Source organism: Gordonia rhizosphera NBRC 16068, assembly GCF_000298195.1.
In the GTDB taxonomy this organism is placed as follows: domain Bacteria; phylum Actinomycetota; class Actinomycetes; order Mycobacteriales; family Mycobacteriaceae; genus Gordonia; species Gordonia rhizosphera.
The window spans coordinates 1-20,705 of sequence record NZ_BAHC01000197.1 but is presented as its reverse complement, the minus strand read 5'-3'; the positions used below and the strand labels follow the sequence as shown (position 1 = coordinate 20,705).

22 protein-coding genes are annotated in these 20,705 nt (G+C 66.3%); 8 read left to right on the top strand and 14 right to left on the bottom strand.

The window, feature by feature from the left end; genetic code table 11:
• Positions 1-51: 51 nt before the first annotated feature.
• From mimD to GORHZ_RS23660, 9 genes are all read right to left on the bottom strand, one after another.
• Positions 52-390 (bottom strand): propane 2-monooxygenase effector subunit MimD, encoded by a 339-nt coding sequence (gene mimD, locus GORHZ_RS23700; protein ID WP_040533255.1) that lies wholly within the window; start codon positions 388-390, stop codon positions 52-54.
• Between the two features lie 8 nt (positions 391-398).
• Positions 399-1,505 carry an aromatic/alkene monooxygenase hydroxylase subunit beta gene (locus GORHZ_RS23695; protein WP_006337585.1) on the bottom strand — a complete coding sequence of 369 codons (1,107 nt, stop codon included), beginning with the start codon at positions 1,503-1,505 and terminating at the stop codon, positions 399-401.
• A 31-nt stretch (positions 1,506-1,536) separates the two neighbouring features.
• Complete coding sequence (locus GORHZ_RS23690; protein ID WP_006337584.1) at positions 1,537-2,577, bottom strand: 2Fe-2S iron-sulfur cluster-binding protein; 1,041 nt, start codon at positions 2,575-2,577, stop codon at positions 1,537-1,539.
• A gap of 221 nt (positions 2,578-2,798) precedes the next feature.
• A complete protein-coding gene (locus GORHZ_RS23685; protein WP_006337583.1) occupies positions 2,799-4,436 on the bottom strand; it encodes an aromatic/alkene/methane monooxygenase hydroxylase/oxygenase subunit alpha in 1,638 nt (545 codons plus the stop codon).
• Positions 4,437-4,700: 264 nt separating this feature from the next.
• Positions 4,701-5,903, bottom strand: a complete 1,203-nt coding sequence (gene acmB / locus GORHZ_RS23680) for a methyl acetate hydrolase AcmB (RefSeq protein WP_006337582.1) — start codon at positions 5,901-5,903, stop codon at positions 4,701-4,703.
• A gap of 138 nt (positions 5,904-6,041) precedes the next feature.
• A complete protein-coding gene (locus GORHZ_RS23675) occupies positions 6,042-7,220 on the bottom strand; it encodes a pyridoxal phosphate-dependent aminotransferase (protein WP_006337581.1) in 1,179 nt (392 codons plus the stop codon).
• Positions 7,221-7,242: 22 nt separating this feature from the next.
• Positions 7,243-8,079: an aldo/keto reductase gene (locus GORHZ_RS23670; RefSeq protein WP_006337580.1), complete on the bottom strand. Its 837-nt coding sequence runs from the start codon at positions 8,077-8,079 to the stop codon at positions 7,243-7,245.
• Positions 8,080-8,134: 55 nt separating this feature from the next.
• Entirely contained in the window at positions 8,135-9,064 is a 930-nt protein-coding gene (locus tag GORHZ_RS23665) for a quinone oxidoreductase family protein (RefSeq protein WP_006337579.1), read from the bottom strand.
• A gap of 88 nt (positions 9,065-9,152) precedes the next feature.
• On the bottom strand, positions 9,153-9,626 hold the full coding sequence (locus tag GORHZ_RS23660; protein WP_006337578.1) for an NUDIX hydrolase: 474 nt from the start codon (positions 9,624-9,626) through the stop codon (positions 9,153-9,155).
• A 119-nt stretch (positions 9,627-9,745) separates the two neighbouring features.
• On the opposite strand from GORHZ_RS23660, the gene GORHZ_RS23655 reads away from it, so the two are divergent.
• The 5 genes from GORHZ_RS23655 to GORHZ_RS23635 all read left to right on the top strand — a co-directional run bounded on the left by GORHZ_RS23655 (position 9,746) and on the right by GORHZ_RS23635 (position 12,017).
• Positions 9,746-10,231 (top strand): hypothetical protein, encoded by a 486-nt coding sequence (locus GORHZ_RS23655; protein ID WP_157205342.1) that lies wholly within the window; start codon positions 9,746-9,748, stop codon positions 10,229-10,231.
• A 62-nt stretch (positions 10,232-10,293) separates the two neighbouring features.
• The gene (locus GORHZ_RS23650) at positions 10,294-10,503 is read left to right on the top strand and encodes a hypothetical protein (RefSeq protein WP_006337576.1); all 210 of its coding nucleotides are present in this window, start codon (positions 10,294-10,296) and stop codon (positions 10,501-10,503) included.
• 9 nt (positions 10,504-10,512) lie between these two features.
• Positions 10,513-11,028 carry an O-acetyl-ADP-ribose deacetylase gene (locus GORHZ_RS23645; protein ID WP_006337575.1) on the top strand — a complete coding sequence of 172 codons (516 nt, stop codon included), beginning with the start codon at positions 10,513-10,515 and terminating at the stop codon, positions 11,026-11,028.
• A 39-nt stretch (positions 11,029-11,067) separates the two neighbouring features.
• Positions 11,068-11,691, top strand: a complete 624-nt coding sequence (locus GORHZ_RS23640; protein ID WP_157205341.1) for a hypothetical protein — start codon at positions 11,068-11,070, stop codon at positions 11,689-11,691.
• Between the two features lie 35 nt (positions 11,692-11,726).
• Positions 11,727-12,017, top strand: a complete 291-nt coding sequence (locus GORHZ_RS23635; protein ID WP_006337573.1) for a hypothetical protein — start codon at positions 11,727-11,729, stop codon at positions 12,015-12,017.
• A gap of 16 nt (positions 12,018-12,033) precedes the next feature.
• On the opposite strand, the gene GORHZ_RS23630 is transcribed toward GORHZ_RS23635, so the two are convergent.
• Both GORHZ_RS23630 and GORHZ_RS23625 read right to left on the bottom strand, forming a co-directional pair.
• Entirely contained in the window at positions 12,034-13,878 is a 1,845-nt protein-coding gene (locus tag GORHZ_RS23630; RefSeq protein ID WP_006337572.1) for an MFS transporter, read from the bottom strand.
• 84 nt (positions 13,879-13,962) lie between these two features.
• Positions 13,963-14,412 carry a MarR family winged helix-turn-helix transcriptional regulator gene (locus tag GORHZ_RS23625; RefSeq protein ID WP_006337571.1) on the bottom strand — a complete coding sequence of 150 codons (450 nt, stop codon included), beginning with the start codon at positions 14,410-14,412 and terminating at the stop codon, positions 13,963-13,965.
• Between the two features lie 232 nt (positions 14,413-14,644).
• Between GORHZ_RS23625 and GORHZ_RS23620 the strand changes: the two genes are divergently transcribed.
• A complete protein-coding gene (locus GORHZ_RS23620) occupies positions 14,645-14,917 on the top strand; it encodes a GlsB/YeaQ/YmgE family stress response membrane protein (RefSeq protein WP_006337570.1) in 273 nt (90 codons plus the stop codon).
• A gap of 96 nt (positions 14,918-15,013) precedes the next feature.
• Here the strand turns inward: GORHZ_RS23620 and GORHZ_RS23615 are convergent, their stop codons facing one another.
• On the bottom strand, positions 15,014-16,405 hold the full coding sequence (locus tag GORHZ_RS23615) for a NarK family nitrate/nitrite MFS transporter (protein ID WP_006337569.1): 1,392 nt from the start codon (positions 16,403-16,405) through the stop codon (positions 15,014-15,016).
• 329 nt (positions 16,406-16,734) lie between these two features.
• Here GORHZ_RS23615 and GORHZ_RS23610 point away from each other — a divergent pair, with 329 nt between their 5' ends.
• Together GORHZ_RS23610 and GORHZ_RS23605 are read left to right on the top strand one after the other, a co-directional pair.
• The gene (locus GORHZ_RS23610) at positions 16,735-17,382 is read left to right on the top strand and encodes an SDR family oxidoreductase (protein WP_006337568.1); all 648 of its coding nucleotides are present in this window, start codon (positions 16,735-16,737) and stop codon (positions 17,380-17,382) included.
• Positions 17,383-17,450: 68 nt separating this feature from the next.
• Positions 17,451-18,824: an FAD-binding oxidoreductase gene (locus GORHZ_RS23605; RefSeq protein ID WP_006337567.1), complete on the top strand. Its 1,374-nt coding sequence runs from the start codon at positions 17,451-17,453 to the stop codon at positions 18,822-18,824.
• Positions 18,825-18,927: 103 nt separating this feature from the next.
• On the opposite strand, the gene GORHZ_RS23600 is transcribed toward GORHZ_RS23605, so the two are convergent.
• Together GORHZ_RS23600 and GORHZ_RS23595 are read right to left on the bottom strand one after the other, a co-directional pair.
• Positions 18,928-20,217 (bottom strand): MFS transporter, encoded by a 1,290-nt coding sequence (locus GORHZ_RS23600; RefSeq protein ID WP_006337566.1) that lies wholly within the window; start codon positions 20,215-20,217, stop codon positions 18,928-18,930.
• Positions 20,214-20,660: a RidA family protein gene (locus GORHZ_RS23595; protein ID WP_006337565.1), complete on the bottom strand. Its 447-nt coding sequence runs from the start codon at positions 20,658-20,660 to the stop codon at positions 20,214-20,216. The genes GORHZ_RS23600 and GORHZ_RS23595 overlap by 4 nt, the downstream gene beginning before the upstream one ends.
• Positions 20,661-20,705 lie beyond the last annotated feature (45 nt).

Below are 20,705 nucleotides of genomic sequence, written 5' to 3'. Positions count from 1 at the left end.
TTGGAGTTCACCGCCCGGGGGTGTGGCGGCCACCCCCGGGCGGTGAGGCTGTCAGGAGGACGCGGTGAGATCGAAGCCGATGAACTCGGCGGCATCCTCGGGGCTGGCGAACAGGATGGTCATGTCGTCGAGATGGACCATCCGGCCGTAGTGGGTCGAGCTGATCTCCTCGAAGATCGAACCGTCGAACTCCTGGCCGAGCGCGTCGGTCAGTTCGTCGTAGTCGAAGGTGAGGCGGTTGACGCCGTCGACACGGATCATCGAGGGGTACTCGGTCAGCTCGACGCCGTCCTTGGCGCCCATGACGTCGGCGACCACCCGACCGACCGGCGTGTTCATCAGGGTCACGCCGCACATGTTGGAGAACTCGGTATCAGTGCCGAAATGCATGGTGCTGCTCACTGGTTCAACTCCTCGGGGATATCGACATCGATGGAGGACAGGACGTCTCGGAACTTCGTCTTCGCAGCGTCGAGGCTGGCGGAGAAGGTGATGGACTTGTCGGTCGGCTGCGACCAGATCGGCTGCAGTCCCCGGGCCGCGTCGAGACACCGCGGGACCCACTCGGACATCCAGTCGGAGAACAACTTCCGGTTGTCCACCGCATATTGTTCGTCCCGCGCGAGCATCTGGAAGAGCGCACGCGAGTAGTTCAGATCCCGCGCGTAGTCGTACTCGCCGGTGCCGACGATGGTGGGGGTGATGTAGTCGCCGTTTCGGGCCGCGACCTGCATCACCAGGTCTGACCGGAACAGCGAGCCGACCAGTTGTTCGAAGACGATGTTGGTGGCGAACAGCAATTCGCACCAGTCACCGATCGCCGTGAGGCGTTCGACGGCCTCGCGGGTGGGTTGCCATTCGGGAGCGGACTGCCAAACCTCCTTGTGCGCCGAGCCGTCGAAGGGTTCTTCGGCCTCGGACAGGTCGAGGTTGAACAGTGCCAGATCCTGTGCGAAACGCAGTTTGTGAGCTGCGTTGACCGCGACCGCATTGTTGATCATGTTGGTCGGGGCCGATCGTTGGATCGAGGTGAACACGTGCAGCCCCATGCCGCTCTCGGCGTGCATCCACGCGCCCAGATTTCGTTCGATGAACTTCATCCATGCCGAGTTCCAGTTGTCGTAGGCACGTGCCCGTTTCGCGTTCTGCAGGCAGAGATCGACCTGGTGTACGACCGCTGAGTTGTTGCGGTAGATGGACTGTTCCCACTCCTCGTTGGGGTCCAGGAACGCGTGCCAGTTGGTCGACTTCGCCGTCGTCCACTCAGGTGGATATCCGCCGGGGCCGTCGCCGAAACCGTAGATCCAGCCCTGGGTCAGATGTCGTTCCGGGTCGGGCTGTACGTCGACGGTGACGTCCTCGTACATGGTGGCGCGCTTGCGGGCAGGTTGATAGTAGTTGTACTTGCGGCTGGTGCTGCTCGGGAACACCTTGGCGCCGGCCTCGGCGTCGGTGAACTCGATGGACGGGAAACTGCGTTCCCGGGGTGCTGCTGGTGCGGACATGCCTTCCGTTCCTGTTCTCGCGGCTGACTGGTCAGTCGAATGCGGGGCTGGTGAACTTGTCGAAGAAGATCTGGTCCCTGGGCATCTCGTGCTGTTCGGCGAGCGCGAGCGCCGCGTCGACCATCGGTGGGGGACCGCAGAAATAAACCTCCGTTCGGGCTAGGTCTGTCTCGTTGTCGTTGACGATGTCGGTGACGTTGCCGCCGAGCACCCTGACCCCCTCCGGTGCGTCGGCGGTCGATTCCGACAGGCAGGCGGTGAATGTGAAATCCTTGATCTTCTCTCCGAGAGAAGCGATCTCGTCGAGACAGAACAGGTCGGCCGCGGTGCGGGCTCCGTAGTAGAACCGGACCGGACGATTGATCTCGTCCTCGGCGATGTGCCGGATCAGCGACAGCAGCGGGGCCATACCCGCCCCGCCGCCGATGGCGACGATCGGCAGCACATGACCGTTGCGCAGGGTGCACGATCCGTACGGGCCGTTGACCATGATCTCGTCGCCGGGGGAGAGGCCATCGTCGAGCAAGCCGGCGAACAGGCCGCCCGGATACTTCTTGATCAGGAACTCCAGCCGGTCCGGTGTGCTCTGCGTCGTCGCGATCGAGAACGAGCGCTTCTGGTCGGTGCCGGGGATGAGCAGATCGGCGTACTGGCCGGGCTTGAACTCGAAGGTCTCCGGTTCGATGACGTCGAGTCGCAGCGAGACGATGTCGCGGGTCAACGGTTCGATCGCGGCGATCCGGGTGCGGATGTCCTGAATCGGTGCGCCGCCGAGCAATTCGTCCTCGTCGAAGTTGAGGAGTTCGATCTCGCAGTCGCTGTAGGCGTACGTCCGGCACAGCAGGACGTATCCCTCCGCCTCCTCGGCCTCGTTGCATGCGAAGGTCGAGTAGTCATCCATCTGGACGTCGCCGTCGAGCATGTAGGACTTGCACGCCGAGCACCGACCCTCCCGGCATCCGTGCATCAGGTGGATACCTTGCCGGAAGGCGGCATCGAGGATGGTTTCGTCCTCGCTGACCTCCATCTCGATATCGACGGGTTCGAAATTGATGCGGTGGGTGTCGGCCACGTCTTCTCCTGTTCGATTGCTGCCGAGGTGGTCTCGATACGTTCCTCGCCCAGCGGCTCGGATCTACTCGACCAGCGGGTGGGGTGGTGGTTGTCCCGCTGGTCGAGTAGAGGTCCCTTCCGCTGGTCGAGTAGCCGCGAACCTTCCCGCTGGTCGAGTAGCCGCGAACGGAGTGAGCGGTGTATCGAGACCAGTCGACCAGCGGGTGGGGCGTCGGGACGTCAGGCCGTGACAGCGCCGTTCTTGTTCGCCCGATAGGCCGCCATGTGAGCCTGACGCTCGTCGTCGGACATCTCGTTGAGCGCGATGTTCGGGCTGCCGAACTGGATGCCGCGCACATCGTCGAGGGTCCACATCTTGTCCGGGTCGAGATTCAGATGCGGTTGGCCGATGAGCGTCTTGCCGTCATCGCGGACATAGCCGAGGTTCGAGATGATGTCGGCAAGATCCCCGCCGTGATGCAGGGTCTCCCATTCGCGGAACCCGGTGAGACGACCCATGTTCGGTGTCGCGCGTCCTTCGTACTCAGGACGGAAGGCGGTCTTGTCGGTCCAGGCGCAGGTCTCCGAGCAGTAGGTGCGCCACTGTCCGTCGACCTTGTCCATCACGGTGTCCTCACGGATGAGGCACGGGACCATGCAGGTCCAGCAGCGGTGCGGGTACTCGTAGTCGACGTCCTCGAACGCGATCGGCTTGTTCTTGCCCGGGTACTTGAGGCGGTTGTAGTTCTCCCACCACTTGCCGAACCTGTTGTACCAACCGGGGTACTTCTCTTCGAACCACTCGAAGTCCTTGTCGGTCATCGGGTCGATGCGCCAGTAGTTGACCGGCCAGCCGGTGGCGAAGAAGCGGGCCACCTCGTGCACGTAGAACTTGTCGACGATGCGGTTCCACGCCTCCTCGACGAGGTCGTGCGGGATCACCAGCCCGTACTTCTCCAGCGGCAGGAGGTAGCTGCGGTAGTAGTCGTCGTAGATCCACCGGCGCCACATCTCGGCGTAGCTCTCGCGGTCCTTGCGACGGTCCTTCGTGCCGTACTCGATGAAGGTGCCGATCGCGGCGTCGACCACGCAGTGGTTGTTCCACCACGCGTAGCGCAGGTCGCGTTCCAGCAGAGGACGGTTGCGCTCGTCGGCGAGCGCCATCAGCAGGATCGAATAGCCGTTGGAGATGTGCCGGGACTCGTCGGACTGCACCGAGTGGAACACCGTCGGCAGCAGATAGTCGCCGTTGGCGGCGGCCTCGTCGGGCATCGCGACGAACAGGGTGTTGGTGAACGCGGTCTCGGCGACCACGGTCAGGTAGATGTTGGCGGCGGTGATGGCGTCGCCGGTGATGAAGCCCTCACCGAACTGCCGGCCGATGGTGCCCGCGTAGTTGTTGGCGAACGCCTTCTCGGTGATGTCGAAGCCGGCGGGATCGATGTAGTTGTTCATGTACAGCTTCTTGAGGTTCATCTGGATCGTCGAATGACGAACCTCGTCGATCATCTGCACCGCGAGACCGTTGTGGATCTCCGGATTCGGCACCGCGTCGATGGCCATCGGCATCGCGCGGGCCGCCGAGATCTCCGGGAACGGAATGATCGACAGGAACAGCTTCTGCCATTCCAGCCAGCGTTCCTGGACCTGGCGGAACATGTTGCCGCGGATCGCGCCGTCCATGGCGCCGTAGACGCGGTTGTCCTTCTCCTCCTCCATCGGGAAGTACGACCGCATGATCTGCTTGAGCGGATCCTTCTTCGGTGCTTTCTCGAATGTGTAGTCGGTTCCGAACCGGGTTGCCGGGGTGGCGAAGGTGGGCTCCCACGACAGCTCGGTGATCTTCGCATGGGCCTTGGTCAAGCTCTGCCTGCTCAATGTGCGCCTCCTGAGAGAGAGCCGGCGCGGTGCCGGCCTGCTGGGCTGAAGCGCTTTCGATACAACAGGGTGATCTGCGACACACCCGTCTCACTGTGAGACAGCGCACGATTTGCTGCGCTACACCAGGGCTGTAGGTCCCATATCTGTGCAGGTGACCCCCAAGAAAGGGCTCTTCCCCCGGACTTCCGAAGATTCCCAACCTGCGACAGTGGGCGACCCGAAGTCCGGGGGAAGAACTGCTAGAGGGCTCAGCCGAGCGGCTCAGCCGAGGGCGCGGTAGGTGGCGGTCTCGAAGTCGAGGTAGCCGCCCACGGAGGTGGGATCGGCGAAGGGGAAGATCTGGGTCGCCCAGTATCCGCCGATCTTGTTGCGTCGATCGATCCAGTAGTAGAGGTTCGCCAGTCCGGCCCAGGCCAGCGAACCGGCGGGACGTCCGGTGGGCGCGTCCTCGTCGTTGACCATGAAGCTCAGCGCCCACGACTTGGGCATACCCGGGAAGAACTCGGCGTCGTGGGACAGGGCCGGGATGACCCCGGGCAGCACCGTCACCTTGAGATCGCCGATGTGGCTGCGTGCGGCATCGGCGATCGTCTCCGGTCGCAGGACCTGGTCGCCGGAGTCGGATTCGCCATCGTTCAACCACATCCGGATGAACTTGAGATAGTCCCCGACGGTCGACCACAGGCCGTGCCCACCCATGTGGATGGCCGGATCGGAGGGCAACGACCACTTGTGATTGGGGGCCAGTGACCCGTCGTCGTTGCGGTGATGCATGACGGCCCGTCGCCCGGCCATGTCGCGGGTGAGGGTGAACCCGGTGTCCGACATCCCCAACGGGGAGAACAGGTACTCCGACATCGCGTCACCGAGGCGCATCCCGGTGATCCCCTCGATCACCAGACCCGCCCAGTCCATGTTCGCGCCGTACTCCCACCGGGTGCCAGGGTCGAACAGCAATGGCGTGTTCAGCGACTCGATGGTGGCGCTGATGATGCTCGGGACGCCGTGGTCGCGGGTCAGTCGCAGATAGTCCTCGTTGAAGAAGTCGTACCCGAATCCTGCTGTGTGGGTGAGCAATTGGCGGGTTGTGGGGTCGGACTTCGGCGCTCGCAGCAGGGGTGCGCCGGCGTCGTCGAAGCCCTCGATGACCGCGACGTCGGCGAGATCGGGCACGTACTCCTTGGCGGGGGCGTCGAGGTCGAGTCGGCCGTCCTCGACGAGTTTGAGGGCGACGGTCGCGGTGATCGCCTTGGTGGTGGAGAAGATCGCGAAGACGGTGTCGGTGGTCATCGGGTCCGGCCGGTCGAGGGCGCGCACGCCGGACGCGGTCAGCGCGATCGTCTCCTTGTCGGTGGTCACGCCGGCGACGACGCCCGGGACGTTGGGTGTTCCACCGGTGGTGGCGGTGACGACCTGGCGGACGGCCTGGACGATCCGGTACGGGTCGGTGATCGGTGTGCTCACGCTGACGACGCCATCCTCTCTGATGTGCCATTCTCCGTGCTGCCCCCGGGGAAGACGAAGGGCCGCCGAGTGCAGTCTATGGAAGTCTAGGGACGCCGGGTCGGCTGCGGAACTGGCATAGCGGACAGGTGCGGTCGGTCACCCACCCAGCGACGACACGAACTCCCCGAGACGCCGCAGGCCCTCGCTGAGCTCGTCGGCGGACGCCGCATAGGACAACCGGATGTGGTCGTCGGCGGTGTGATGGCCGAAATCCTTTCCCGGCGTAAGGGATACGTGCGCTTCGCTGAGCGCGCGGTCGCAGAACTCGGCCGACGTGAGGCCGGTGCTCGCGACGTCGATGTAGACGTAGAACGCGCCGTCGGGAACCACCGGGACATCCAGGCCGATCCGGGCCAGCCCCTCGACGACGAGTTCGCGACGAATGCGGAACTCCTCGCGCCGCGCCTCGGTCAGCGCCAGAGACTCGGGTGTGAAGCACTCCAGGGCCGCATACTGCGCCGGAGTCGGCGGGCAGATGTAGTAGTTCTGGGCGAGCCGTTCGAGGACGGGTACGAAGTCCTCGGGGACCACACACCAGCCCAACCGCCACCCGGTCATGCCGAAGTACTTGGAGAAGCTGTTGATGACGATCGCGCCCGGATCGTCGGCCAGGATGCTGCGGGGCGGCGTGCCGTCGGTGTCGTCGTCGGCGAGGCCGAGGTAGATCTCGTCGACGATGCGCCATCCGCCGCGCTCTTCCACCGCACGACACATCCGGACGAGTTCGTCGTACGGGACCGACGTGCCGGTGGGATTCGACGGTGACGCGATCATCACCCCGCGGGTATGCGCACCCCACGCGTCGGCGACGAGCTCGGTGGTCAGCTGGAAGCGGGTCGCCGGTGTGGTCGGTACCAACCGCACGTGCGCGCCGAAGCTTTCCGCGAACCGGCGGTTGCACGGGTAGGACGGATCGGCGACGAGGACCTCGTCGCCGGGATCGATCAGCCCGGCGCAGCTGAGCAGCAGCGCCGCCGACGCACCCGAGGTCACCACCACCCGCTCGGGGTCGACCTCGGCGCCGAAACGGTGTGCGCAGAACCCGGCGATCGCCACCCTCAGCTCGGGCAGGCCCAGCGCGCCGGTGTAGGTCAGCGGACGCCCGTCGGTCAGTTCGCGCACCGCGGCGAGGAAGGCCGGCGGCGCGCCGAAGTCCGGCTCGCCGATGCTGAGTTTGACCACATCGGCGCCGCCGGCCTCGAGTTCCGCGGCACGCTTGCCGAATTCCATCGCATAGAAGGGCGTGACGGCTTCGGCGCGCGCGGAGATCCTCATGGGATCATTGTGGCGTAGCCGCTCAGCGGCCCGGAATGAAGTTGAACTCGTCGGGATCCGGGCCGGTGCGGTAGTTCCTGTTCAGGCCATCGATGGCGGCGACGTCCTCGACCGACAACTCGAAGTCGAAGATGTCGAAGTTCTCCTCGACCCGCGAGCGGGTCACCGACTTGGGGAACACGATGTCGCCGCGCTGGATGTGCCAACGCAGCGTGACCTGGGCGGCGGTGCGGCCCTTCTCGGTGGCGATCTTGGTGATCACCGGGTTGTCGAGCACCTCGCCCTTGGCGATCGGCGACCACGCCTCGGTCGCGATGTCGTGCTCGGAATCGAAGGCGCGCAACACGTTCTGCGTGAGGTAGGGGTGCACCTCGATCTGATTGACCGCCGGCACCGTCTCGGTTTCGGCGAAGAGCCGTTCGAGATGGGTCTGCTGGAAGTTCGAGACGCCGATCGCCCGGGCCTTGCTGTCGGCGTAGATCTTCTCCATGGCGCGCCAGGTCTCCACGAAGTCGCCGACCGCGGGCATGGGCCAGTGGATCAGGAACAGGTCGACCGCGTCGACGCCCAGGTCGGCCAGCGTCTGGTCGGTGGCGCGCAGCGCGTCGTCGTAGGCGTGGAAACCGTTGTTGAGTTTACTGGTGATGAACACCTCGTCGCGCGGGATGCCCGACTCGCGGACCGCCTCGCCGACCCCCTTCTCGTTGCCGTACATCTCGGCGGTGTCGATGTGGCGGTAGCCGACCTCGAGCGCGGTCAGCGTCGCGGCCTTCGTCTTGTCGGGCTCGATCTTGAAGACGCCGAAACCGAGCTGTGGGATGGTCACACCATTGTTGAGAGTGATTGTGGGAATGGACAACTGATCACCTTTCATCTTGGATGTGGAGAGTGCGGTGGTGGGTGGGTCCGTGCTGTCAGGGAAGCAGGACGAACTTGCCGCGCGGATGCGCGGAGAGTAGCTCGTTCATCGCCGCCGGCGCGTCGCGCAGCGCGAAGGTCTTGGCGACCTCGATCACCAGCGCTCCCGACCCCGCGTCGGCGAGCAGACGGTCGATCGCCTCGGCGCGGTGCCGTCTGCTGCTCGGTGAGCTGCCGTCGATGACGACGATGCCGTCCGCGGTCCGCGTGAACGCCGCGATGCTCACGATCGAGGCCGGATCGTCGACCAGCGCCAGGGAGGTGTCGATCGCCTCGTCGTTGCCGACCGTGTCGATCACCTTCGTCACCGGTGCGCTTGCCGCGGCGCGCACTCTGTCGAGGAGTCCCTCGCCGTAGGCGACCGGGACCGCGCCCATCGAGCGCAGGTGTTCGTGGTTGGCGGGGCTCGCGGTGGCGATCACCGTGGCGCCGACCGTGCGGGCGAGCTGGATCGCGATGGTACCGACGGCCCCGGAGCCGCCGTGGACGAGCACGGTGTCGGCGTCGGTCACCTCGGCGGTGGCGACGGCGTCGGCCGCGGTCACCCCGGCCAGGAGCAGGCCGGCGGCGTGCGGAAAGTCGAGGGACGCGGGTTTGCGGTGGACGGCCGATGCCTTGACCGCCATCGTCTCGCAGTAGCAGCCGGCGGCTGGATAGACGACGACCTCGTCGCCGACGGCGAGACCGGTGACATCGGCGCCCACCGCGGTCACCACCCCCGCGGCCTCGAATCCGAGGGCCAATGGCAACTTGGCCTCGTTGCGGCCCATCAGCCCGCGGACCGCCTTGACGTCGGCCGGATTCATCCCGATCGCCCGGTTCTCGACGATCACCTCACCGGGTCCGGGGTCATCGACGGTGACCTCGACGACCTCGAGGACGTCGACGGGATCCCCATACGTCGTTGCGACAACTCTGTACGCCATGCCTGGTTCAAGGGACCCGGCGTGCCCACTATTCCGACGGGCATCGCCGACGTTGGTGAAATCGCGCGCGTCCCCGGCATACCGGACACTAGCGTCGGAACCACGCGGCCGGATCGTCGCGCAGCGCCTTCGCGATCCGTAGTCGCGACGTCTCGGCGAGGTTCTCGGGCAGCTCGTCGACCCCGAACCACGCCACGTCGGTGTTCTCGTCGTCGGCCGGGTGCGGGTCACCGTCGAGGTGGCGGGCCGCGAAGCACACGTCGAGGTATTGCGTCTGGTCGCCGTTCGGGTAGGTGATCATCGGGGTGACGTCCACGCTGGTCAGTCGCAGTACTTCGGCGACGATGCCGGTCTCCTCGCTGATCTCGCGGACGACGGCGCGGGCCGGCTCCTCGCCGGGTTCGAGCACCCCGGACACCACCGCCCACTGTCCGGTGTCCGCACGTCGGGTCAGCAGGATGTGGCCGCTGTGGTCGCGGACCACCGCACTGACCCCCGTCAACCACAACGGGTCGTGTCCGACATGGTGGCGGAGGGCGCGGATGAACTCGGGTATCGGCACGTCGCCATCCTGCCCGGTCCGCGGATCCGGCGCATCGCGGTGGTCGGCCGGAATTGTCGGTGGCCGATGCTTCACTGTTTTCGCAACTGGTTTCGCAGTCGGAGACACAGGAGGTTTCGGTGACGCAGCAACCCGACGCCCGCGCGGACGCGTCGATGGGCATGGACTGGGAGTTCATGGAACGTTGGCTGGTCGATTCGATGGGCGACATGCCCCGGGCGGCGGTCCTCGACATCGGGCCGCACGACGCCCCGGTCGACGCCGACGCGCCCGACGTCGACTGCGCACAGATCCAGGCGCTCAGCTCGTCGACCTTCTTGCTGCGTCTGTCCACGACGGTGATGTCGGTGCCCCTGCTCGGCGGATACGGCGTGCCTCGTGAGTCACGCGACATCTGGCACTACGACGGCGCGTTCTCCGACTGCACGCACGGCTACCTGATGAGCCGGTCGCGCCGGCGCGTCGCGGAAATCTGCGTGGCGTGGTTCCGGGACCGCTGCGGTTTCGCGGCGCCCGAGCAACTGGGGTGCTCCTACACCGAGCCGGTGGTGCTGGGTGAAAACCGCACGTCACCGCCATCCGGTGCACGTCAGGGATACCCCTGATCTTTCCCCGAATTAGCCTTTCGCCTGGTGATTTCCCGAAGGAATGGGGGCACAGTGGAGTCATGACCTACTCAACACAGAACAACACCAAAAACGGACTCGGCTTCTGGAAGGTGCTCGGCGTCATCGCAGTGGCGTTGATCGCACTGATCATCATCGGCCCACTGCTCAAGGGGCTCTTCTGGCTCGCCCTGTTCGCCCTCGCGATCTACGGCGGCTACATGCTGTTCCGGTCGTCGCGGTCCCGCAACCATACCAACGGATCGGTCTAGCGCCGTAGCATGCCCGCCATGGGTATCGACGTCGTCGTCGGAGACATCACCACCGTCGCTGTCGATGCCATCGTGAACGCGGCGAACTCGTCGCTGCTCGGTGGCGGCGGTGTGGATGGCGCGATCCATCGTGCCGGCGGCCCGTCGATCCTCGACGAATGTCGACTCCTGCGGGAGACCACACTGCCGTCCGGGCTCGAGCCCGGGGCGGCGGTGGCCACTACGGCCGGCAACCTGCCGGCCCGGTGGGTGATCCACACCGTCGGCCCGGTCTACTCGACTCGCGACGACCGGTCCGCGGTGCTGCGGGCCTGCTACAGCCGCAGCCTGCGCCTGGCCGATGCTCTCGGCGCCGGATCGATCGCGTTCCCACTGATCTCGTCGGGAGCCTACGGATGGCCCCTCGACGACGCCGTCCACCAACAGATCCGTGGTGTCAAAGACGCGGATTGCGCTGTCGAACTCGTTACGCTGGTGGCGTTTTCGGCCGATATCGCGGAACTCACACGCCGCGCCCTGCGTTGATCGGGGCGGTTGCGCGCGTCCCTGACTATCCTCGCCCTCGTGGCCGAATCGAGGCGGGAACCCCTACTCGCGGAACCGACCCTGCGGCGTCGGAACACCGCGGCGTGCGACACCTCCGTACGACCTTGGCATCCCGGGCGGCCCGACCGTCGCGACATCCCGATCCTCGATCGGTTGCGACGGATGGCTGTCTCGGCGAGCCGGGTCGTCGACGAACGCTCCATCCCGGGTGAGGTCGTCATCGACCTCGACGCCGGCTGCTGGCGTTCGACGAGCGCAGCGGGGTATCTGCGGCTGTTCGTCGCCGATCACTGTCACGACGGGACGATCGCGGTCGTGCTCACCCGCTTCGTCGTCGATCACCCGATCGCGGTGTCCGGGCTGATCGACCACGCCTTCACCGAGACCCGCTCGCTGCCCGACTGGCGTGAGCAGGAGGCGACTCGCACCCAGCCCGGGTTCCGGACCGAGGGTTCCTCCATGCAGACCGGAACCTACCTGGGCGACGATCAGATCTGGTTCTGCGCACTGCGGTATGCGGCCTACCGGCGGGGCAACGTCGCCTACCTGCTGCATGCCACCGGAACCGCTCCGGCAGCCGAACCGGCGTCGTTCCGCGCGTCGATCGCGGCCGCCGTGAGCAGCGTCCGTTTCGAGGACTGACCGGTGCGAGGACCGACCGCAGGAGGAGCCCTGCCATGGTGAGACGTTCGGATCGTGTCGAGGACCTCGAGGCCGCACTCGCGGCCGTCGTGGTCTTCGGCGACGACCCCGACGATCAGGGCTGGGTGACCGCACGCGCGGGCACACAGACCCTGTTCGTGCGGCTGGGTGACTTTCCCGACGAGGACCGCTGGTCGTTGTGGCTCGGCGACGGCCGCTGGATGGACTTCAGTGTGCCGCCCGCCGGCTGGACCATGCGGGTTCGGGACCGGAGGTGGCCGGCCGGGGCCCGGCCGCGGCTACCGAAGAACGAGTTCCACGACTGACCGCGGCTGACGCCGGTCAGTGCCGCACGGTTTCCGACGCCCGATCGGATTCGACCCGAGTCGGCTCGACCAGATCCGACGGCGCCTCGCCCGAGGCGAAGGCCGCCACCGCGGCCAGTTCCTCACCCACGGACTCGGTCGCGGTGGTCGCGTCCAGATCCTCTGCCGTCGTCTTTTTGCCGCTGGTGAACAGGCAGAAGACGGTGCCGAGCAGGCAGCAGACCAGGGCGAAGGTGAAGGCCGCGGCCAGCCCGTCGGAGAAGGCGTTGCTGATCAGATGCGGGAAGAAGTCGAGTCCGGTGAGGTGATCGACGCTGGATTGCGGAAGACCACTCAACGCCTGGCCGCCGATCTCCCGGATCGGGTTGTAACCGAGGAAGGCCGCGAACAGGATGGCGACGGTGGGCAGATGAGCAATGCCCTGCGCGGTTCCGTCCGGCATGCCGTTGGCCGTCAGCCCACTGAACATGGCCGTCGGCAGATGGGTGCTGAGTCCGGCGATCATGAGCGAGAAGAACAGGCCGATCGACAACACCATGGCCGCGTTCTGGAAGGTGGTCATCATGCCGGCGCCCGATCCGCGTGAGGTGACCGGCAGGCTGTTCATGACCTCCGCGCGGTTGGGCGAGGCGAACAGGCCCATCCCGATGCCGTTGATCAGCAGGATCAGGGCGAACGCCCAGTAGTTGAAGTCCACCGGGATCGCGATGAGCGCCGCGAAGGTGCCGGCCGTGATGAGCATGCCGGTCGTCGTGAACATCTTGGTGCCCAGTCGGTCGGACAGCGCGCCCGAGACCGGTGCGCTGATCAGGAATCCGACCGTCATCGGCAACATGTAGATGGCCGCCCACAGCGGGGTGCGTGTGTAGTCGTAGCCGTGCTGAGGCAACCAGATGCCCTGCAGCCAGATGATCAGGATGAACTGCAGTCCACCGCGACCGATCGAGGCCATCAGGTTGGCGGCGTTGCCGAACGCGAACGACCGATTCCGGAACAGCGACAACTCGAACAACGGACTGTCGACCCGTGTCTCGATGACCGTGAACAGCACGAGCATCGCGATACCGCCGACGACCGCCCCGATGACCCACGGATTACCCCAACCCATGTTCGACGTGCCATAGGGCTGGATGCCGTAGGTGATGCCGACCAGGATCGCGATGAGTCCGACGGCGAAGGTCACATTGCCCCACCAGTCCATCTTCGCCTTGCGGCGGACACCGGTGTCGCGCAGTTTGAGATAGGCCCAGACGGTGCCGATCACCCCGAAGGGCACTGACACGAGGAAGATGTAGTGCCACGCGATCGGCGCGAGAAGACCGCCGATGAGCAGGCCGAGGAAGGACCCGGAGATGGCGGCGACACCGTTGATCCCCATCGCCAGGCCGCGTTCGTTGGCGGGGAAGGCGTCGGTGAGGATCGCCGAACTGTTGGCCATCAGGAAGGCGCCGCCGACGCCCTGGATCACCCGCCAGAAGATCAGCCACAGCGCGGCCTCGGTGCCGTCGAACCAGGTGATGGCCAGGAAGATCGACGACACGGTGAAGATGGCGAAACCCATATTGTACATGCGGGCGCGCCCGAACATGTCGCCGAGTCGGCCGAAGCTGACCACGAGGACCGCGGTGACGACGAGGAAGCCCATCATCATCCACAGCAGATAGCTGGTGTTCTGGGGTTCGAGCGGGTTGAGGCCGATGCCCTTGAAGATGTCGGGCAGGGCGATCAGCACGATCGACGAGTTGATCGTGGCGATCAGCATGCCCAGCGTTGTGTTGGACAGAGCGATCCATTTGTAGTGGGGTCCGAGGTCGGTGGGAGCCGTGCCGGGCGCGGCCGTGAGGGCTGTGGCGGATGCCATGGATGGATAGTCCTTTGCGTGGGGGATGCGGCGATGTGAGATGCCGGGGGCGGCGCGGCGAGACGGGTCGGCGCGCCCACCGGTTCAGGTCGTTCCGAGGGCGTCGGCCAGGATCGTCAGGCCACGCCCGACGGTGGCACGGTCGTCGGGGTCGAGACCGTCGATCGCCTCGGCGAGCAGTCGTGCCCGCCTGGTGCGTGTGTTGGCGATGATCTCGATGCCCTGGGCGGTGGGATCGAGCAGTCGGGCGCGGCCGTCGTCGGGATCGGTGGTGCGTTGCACGTAGCCCTGTTCTTCGAGCGACGCGACGATACGCGACATCGTCGGGGCCGACACAGATTCACGCTCGGCGAGGGCGGACAACCGGATCGGCGCGTGGTTGATGATCGTCCAGAGCGCTGCGGCGGCGCCCGCGCTGAGGTTGCCGTTGCCACCGCGGGTCCGCAGGGTGCGGTTGATGCGGGTCAGCAGGTGATAGAGCGTCGGCACCGAGGTGGCGCTGTCGATGCGCTCGGCTGTGGACGGACTGGTCATCGCGCTCCCTTCGGATCGGAGTCGACCACCATTTGGTTGACTGATGCAACCAGATTAGTTGCTTAATGCTAAGTAATCGAATCGTAAAGTCCGTCGATGGCGGTCTCGCGGTCTCGTCTTCGACACGAATTCCGTCGGGAACTCGGCGCTGTCGGTGTCGCGGCGTACCGTCCGCGATGGGGCGGTCACTCACGCGTCGGTGTGTGCCGAAGCCCCGGAATCGGAGGGAGCCATGCTCGGACTAGGAATCATCGGCTGGATCATCATCGGCGGCCTCGCCGGATGGGTGGCCAGCATGATCATGAAGACCAACGCCCAGATGGGCATCCTGATGAACATCGTCGTCGGCATTGTCGGCGGTCTGGTCGGCGGATTCATCCTCGCTCTGTTCGGTGTCGACGTCGAGGGCGGCGGACTGATCTTCAGCTTCGTCACCTGCTTGGCCGGTGCGTGCCTGCTGATCTGGGTCGTCGGCCTCGTCCGTGGTCGAGGTTCGCGCGTGTGACCGCCTGAACCCGAAAGGACGCCCACGCGAGACTGCGCCCCGCCACGTGATGTGGCGGGGCGCAGTGTGGTTATGACGAACGTCTTCCCGGATGTGTCAGACGCCTGCCTGGGCCATCCGGGTGCCGGGACGGATGTAGAACGCCCAGGTGACCACGAGCAGGCCGAGGAAGAAGAATACGTAGAACCACAGGGCCGGTTCGATATTGCCGAAGTTGCTCTTCGACCAGGCGTAGGCCAGCGGCACGATGAACCCACCGAAGGCGCCGACCGAGGAGATGATTCCCAGGGCACCCGCGGCCTGCCGCCGCATGTTGGTCATGATCTCCGGGGTGCCGCCGGCATCCTCACCCTTGACGCGGAAGATCTTGGAGATCATCCGGTAGGTCGAACCGTTGCCGATGCCGGTGGCGACGAACAAGAACATGAACGCCATGAAAAAGACCGGCAGGTTCACCGCCTTCACCGACCAGAGCGCGGTGGCCGCACCCGCAGCCAACATGACGAAGCTGACCGCGGTGATACGGGCGCCGCCGATCACGTCGGAGAGTTTGCCACCGAGCGGCCGGGCGATCGACCCGATGCCGGCACCCAGGAACGCCCAGGTCAGGGCGATATCACCGCGATCGAATACGGCCTTGAGCAGGCTCGGGAACGCGGCGGAGTAGCCGATGAACGAGCCGAAGGTGCCGATGTAGAGCAGCGACATGATCCAGGTGTCCTTGTGCCGCAGTGATTCCCAGACGGGCTTCACGTCGGCCTTGGCCTCCGACAGGTTGTTCATGAACAGGAACGCCATGACCGCCGCGGCCACCGCGAGCGGGACGTAGAACAGACCAGCGTAGGACAGCGTCACCCCGGCGCCGATCGCGACGACGTACGGGATGATCTTCTGGGCCACCGCGACACCGATGTTGCCGCCGGCGGCGTTGAGGCCCAGAGCCCAGCCCTTCTCCTTCTCCGGGTAGAAGAAGGAGATGTTGGCCATCGACGAGGCGAAGTTGCCGCCGCCGAAGCCCGCCGTCGCGGCGACCAACAGGAGCAATCCGAACGGGATGTCCGGGTTGGACACCGCCCAGGCGAGCCCGAGGCACGGCACCAGCAGCAGCAGTGCCGAGATGACCGTCCAGTTGCGCCCGCCGAAGACCGGGACCGCGAAAGTGTATGGCAGACGCAGGAATGCGCCCACGCCGCTCGGAACCGCGACCAGCCACAGGGCCTGCGTGGTGGACAGGGCGAACCCCGATGCGGCGGCAGTGCCGTCGGCGTTGGCGGTCATCTGTACCACCACGATGCTCCACAAGAGCCACACCGAGAAACCGATGTGCTCGGCGAAGATGGAGAAGCAGAGGTTCTTGAGGGCGACCTTCTTGCCGACCGAGTTCCAGAACGTCGGGTCGTCGGGCTGCCAGTGGTGGATCCAGTGGCCGCGCTGGTCGAGGGTGACCTGCGCGGGTGTACGAGTGCTGGTCTCGAGGGTCGATGTCATTCGGGTGCCTTCTGGGCTCGGTGTGGCTTGATGATGTGGTGGGCGACACTGCCCATGACGAACTGAGGAAAAGGTACGGGCGTCCAGTAACGCACCGTTCACCCTTCAGTTACGCGATCATCAAGGGCAGCGCACATCACCGAAAGGTGGCGGTGAGGTTTACCGGAAACGACAACAGCGCAGGTCAGAACCTCACAGTGCGTTCCGTGCGCTGTGCGGAAAATCTCTCGGAGACCCATCCGGTGCGGCCGCTGGTATGACTCACGCCCACCGGTTCGGTGATCTCGCATAGCCTGGCCGAAGACCCTCGATGAGAAGGAGAAACTTCCATGACCCAGGTGGCCATCGTCGGTGGACACGGGAAGATCGCGCTGCGGCTGGCGAAGATCCTCTCCGACCGGGGTGACGCGGTGACGTCGATCATCCGTGATCCGGCACAGTCCGACGACGTCCGCGCAACGGGTGCGCAACCGTTGGTCGCGGATGTCGAACACCTCGACGAGGCCGGGCTGGCGAAGGCGATCGCCGGGGCCGACGTCCTGGTCTGGTCGGCCGGCGCCGGCGGAGGCGACCCGGCCCGCACCTACGCCGTGGACCGCGACGCCGCGATCCGCTCGATGGCTGCGGCCGACGCCGCCGGGGTGCGCCGCTACATCATGGTCTCGTATTTCGGGGCCGGCCCCGGCCACGGTGTGCCCGAGGGCAATTCGTTCTATCCCTACGCCGAGGCGAAGGCCGCGGCCGATACCCGGCTGCGGCAGACGTCGCTGGACTGGACCATCGTGGGCCCCAGTAAACTCACCGACGAACCGGGCAGCGGCACCATCGCGGTGGGCGGTGCGCGGACCCCGGGCAGCGAGGTGAGCCGCGACAACGTGGCCGCGGTGGTGGCCGCGGTCCTCGCAGAGCCGTCGACAATCCATCGCACCATCGAGTTCGACGACGGTGGGACACCGATCGCGGAGGCGATCCGATGACCGGCGACTCGATCCCGTACGACCCCTCGTGCCGCGATCATCTCGCCTGAGCAACGGAAGGTGTCCGAATGCAGCCGTTCCTCGACGAATGCCGCGCGGTCGTCGGCGACGCCCATGTGCTGACCGATCCGCAGGCGATGGCCGGCTTTCTGACCGACTGGACCGGTCGGTGGACCGGACACGCCGAGGCGGTGATCCGTCCGCGCACCACCGACGAGGTCGCCGCGGTGATGCGTATCTGCAGCTCCGGGGACGTCGACGTGTGCGTCCAGGGCGGCAACACCGGGCTCGTCGGCGGGTCGGTACCGCCGTCCGCGGCGGCAACCGGGCGGCCGGCGGTCCTGCTCAGCACCACACGGATGACCGACATCGACGACATCGACACGGTCGGACGCTGCGTCGGGGTCCAGGCGGGCGCGACCATCGACGCGATCGACACCCACGCCGCCAGGTCCGGGTTGATGTTCCCGATCGACCTCGCCTCCCGCGAATCGGCGACCGCAGGCGGAGTCGTGGCCACCAACGCCGGCGGCACCCGCATGATCCGGCACGGCAACACCCGCGCCCAGGTGCTCGGTATCGAGGCGGTGCTCGCCGACGGCCGGCTCCTGCGGCGGTGGTCGTCGCTGGTCAAGGACAACGTCGGCTACGACGTGCCCGGCCTGCTCGCGGGTAGCGAGGGCACGCTCGCGGTGATCACCCGGGTCCTCTTTGCCCTGGCGTCGCCACCGCCTGCCACCACGGTCACCGTCGTCGCGATCGACCACGTCGAGACCGCGCTCGACCTCATCGGGCTGCTGCGGTCCGCCGGCCTGACGATCGAGGCGGCCGAGATCATGACGCAGGCCGGGGTCGACCTCGTGCACGAGCACGGACAGCGCCGGCCGGTCTCGACGTCCGCGCCGTTCTACGCCCTGATCGAGGTGTCCGGGGTGGGGGAGGTGGAGTCCGAGATGATCGATGTGCTCGAACGCGCCGATGGCATTGTCGACGCGGTGCTCGAACCCGGCCCGGCGCGGGCACTGTGGGCGGCCCGTGAGAACCACACCGAAGCCATCTCCCGGTCGACGACCACACCGGTGGTCAAGCTCGACGTGTCCTTCCCGCTGCGTGCTCTGCCCGAGGCGTTCGGTGAGCTGTCCGCCATCGAGGGACTCGTCGGTCATCCGTGCCGCGCCATCCTGTTCGGGCACGTCGGCGACGGCAACATCCACGTCAACCTGCTCGACGTCCCGCCTGAGCGCACCGAGGAGATCACCGCGCGTGTGTTCGCCGTCGTCGCGGTCAACGGCGGCAGCATCAGTGCCGAACACGGCATCGGTCGGGCGAAGACGGCGTGGACCCACCTCGGCCGCAGCGAGGTCGACCGGACGACGATGCGCGCGATCAAGACCACTTTGGACCCACAGGGCCTGCTCAACCCCGGCGTGCTGTTCGGATAGCCACCAAAGACGCCCCACTCAAGCGCCCACCGGGCTGCACGGTCGAGGTCACGTCGATGGTGCAGCTGGAGGGCGCTCGTGTGGGGCGCTTGGCCGGGGCCCGTCAGTGCGGATGAGTGCTCAGTTCGGGAGCCGGAACAGCTTCAGGGACCTCCGAGGGAGCACTTTGCGACCGTGTCCGCCCGAGTGCAAGGATCACGACGAGTGCGATGCCGACCGGTACGCAGGCGATGAGCACGATGGCGCTGGTGGCGAATCCGAGTCCGATGAGTGCACCGCCGACGATCGGTCCGACGACCGAACCGATGCGGCCCATCGAGGACGCCCAGCCCACGCCGGTCGCCGCGGTCGCCTGGGGGTACAGCGACACCGACACCGCGGCCTGCCCGATCATGCCGGCCTGCAACCCGAGGCCCACGCCACCGAAGACGAGCAGCAGCAGCGCCTTGTCCGCGCCGAGGAACGCCGAGATCACGAGGAACACGATCGCGACCGCGGTGGTGCCCGCCAGCACCGACGTCATCCGGAACCGCATTGCGCCGACCATCAGCACACCGGCGCCGATGATGCTGCCGACGCCGAGGGCGGCCGAACCCAGCGGTGCCAGTTTGGTGGTGAAGCCGTAGCTGGTCAGCAGGGTCGGCAGCCACGACGAGAAGATGTAGAAGACGGAGAAAACCAGGAACGAGAAGACCCACAGCAGTATCGTGCGGACCCGGACCTCGGGATCGAACAGCCGAGCCACCGAGGCGTGATGCTTGGCCGACGACGTCGCCGTGCCGGCGATGGCGCGTTCGTCGGGCAGCCAGAGCCACAGGAACGGAAGCAGGACCGCCGACGCGATCGCGCCGAACACGAAGACCGACGGCCAGCCGAACGAGCCGATCAGCCGGGTGCCGAGGAGTCCGGCGATGAGTGCACCCAGCGAGATACCCATGGTCACGAACACCGCGATGGACTGGCGGTAGCGGGTCGGGTTGAGTGCGGTGGCCTGCGCGACCGCGGCCGGCATGACCGCTCCGAGTCCGAAACCGGTCAGCAGTCGCAGAGCGCTGAGTTCCAGGATGCCGCCCGACCAGGCGGTGAGCAGGGAGCCGACGGTGAACACGCCGACGGCGACCAGCACCACCCGGCGACAGCCGAAGCGGGCCGTCAGTCGTCCGACCGCGATGTAGCCGAGTGCGACGCCAAGGCTGGTCAGCGACAATGCGGGGGTGAAATGGGAGGCGGGGACGTCCCAGTCCTTGGCCAGGGCCGGGACGGACAGGCCGAGCGCGATGGTGTCGTAGCCGTCGAGGACCACCGCGACGAAGGCGAGGATCAGTACCGACCAGTTCGGCCGGGTGATGACGGGGTTGCTTGTGGGTGTGGAACTCTGTGTCGGTCCGCTCATGATGGCGTCCTCGGGGTAGTCGGCGTGGTTGACGCCGGTTTGATTGATTCTAGTGCGGGGATCGGGATGAATCCCTGGGCTTCGACCTCGACGGTGAGGCCGGGTTCCACCAGTGCGGACACCTCGACGAGGGTCGAGCACGGGAAGTCTCCGGAGAAGACGGTGCTCCGGGCACGTCCGACGGCCGCCTTGTCGGCGATGTCGGTGAGATAGATACGCACGACGACGATGTCGTCGACGCCTGCGCCGCACGCCTCGGTGAGGGCCTGCATCCGACGGAACGCCTCGATGGCCTGCGCGTGGGTGTCGTCACCGCCGACCGGTCCGTCCGGACTGCCGGCGTGCATACCGGACAGGAAGAACTGGTCGCCGACGACGCGGGCGTTGCTGAACATGCCCGGCCGGGGCGGTTCGGCGACCTCTGGGTGTCCGACGCGGGTCATGCGGCGCCTCTCCGCAGGTCGGATTCGCGGGTGAGGCGTTCCCGG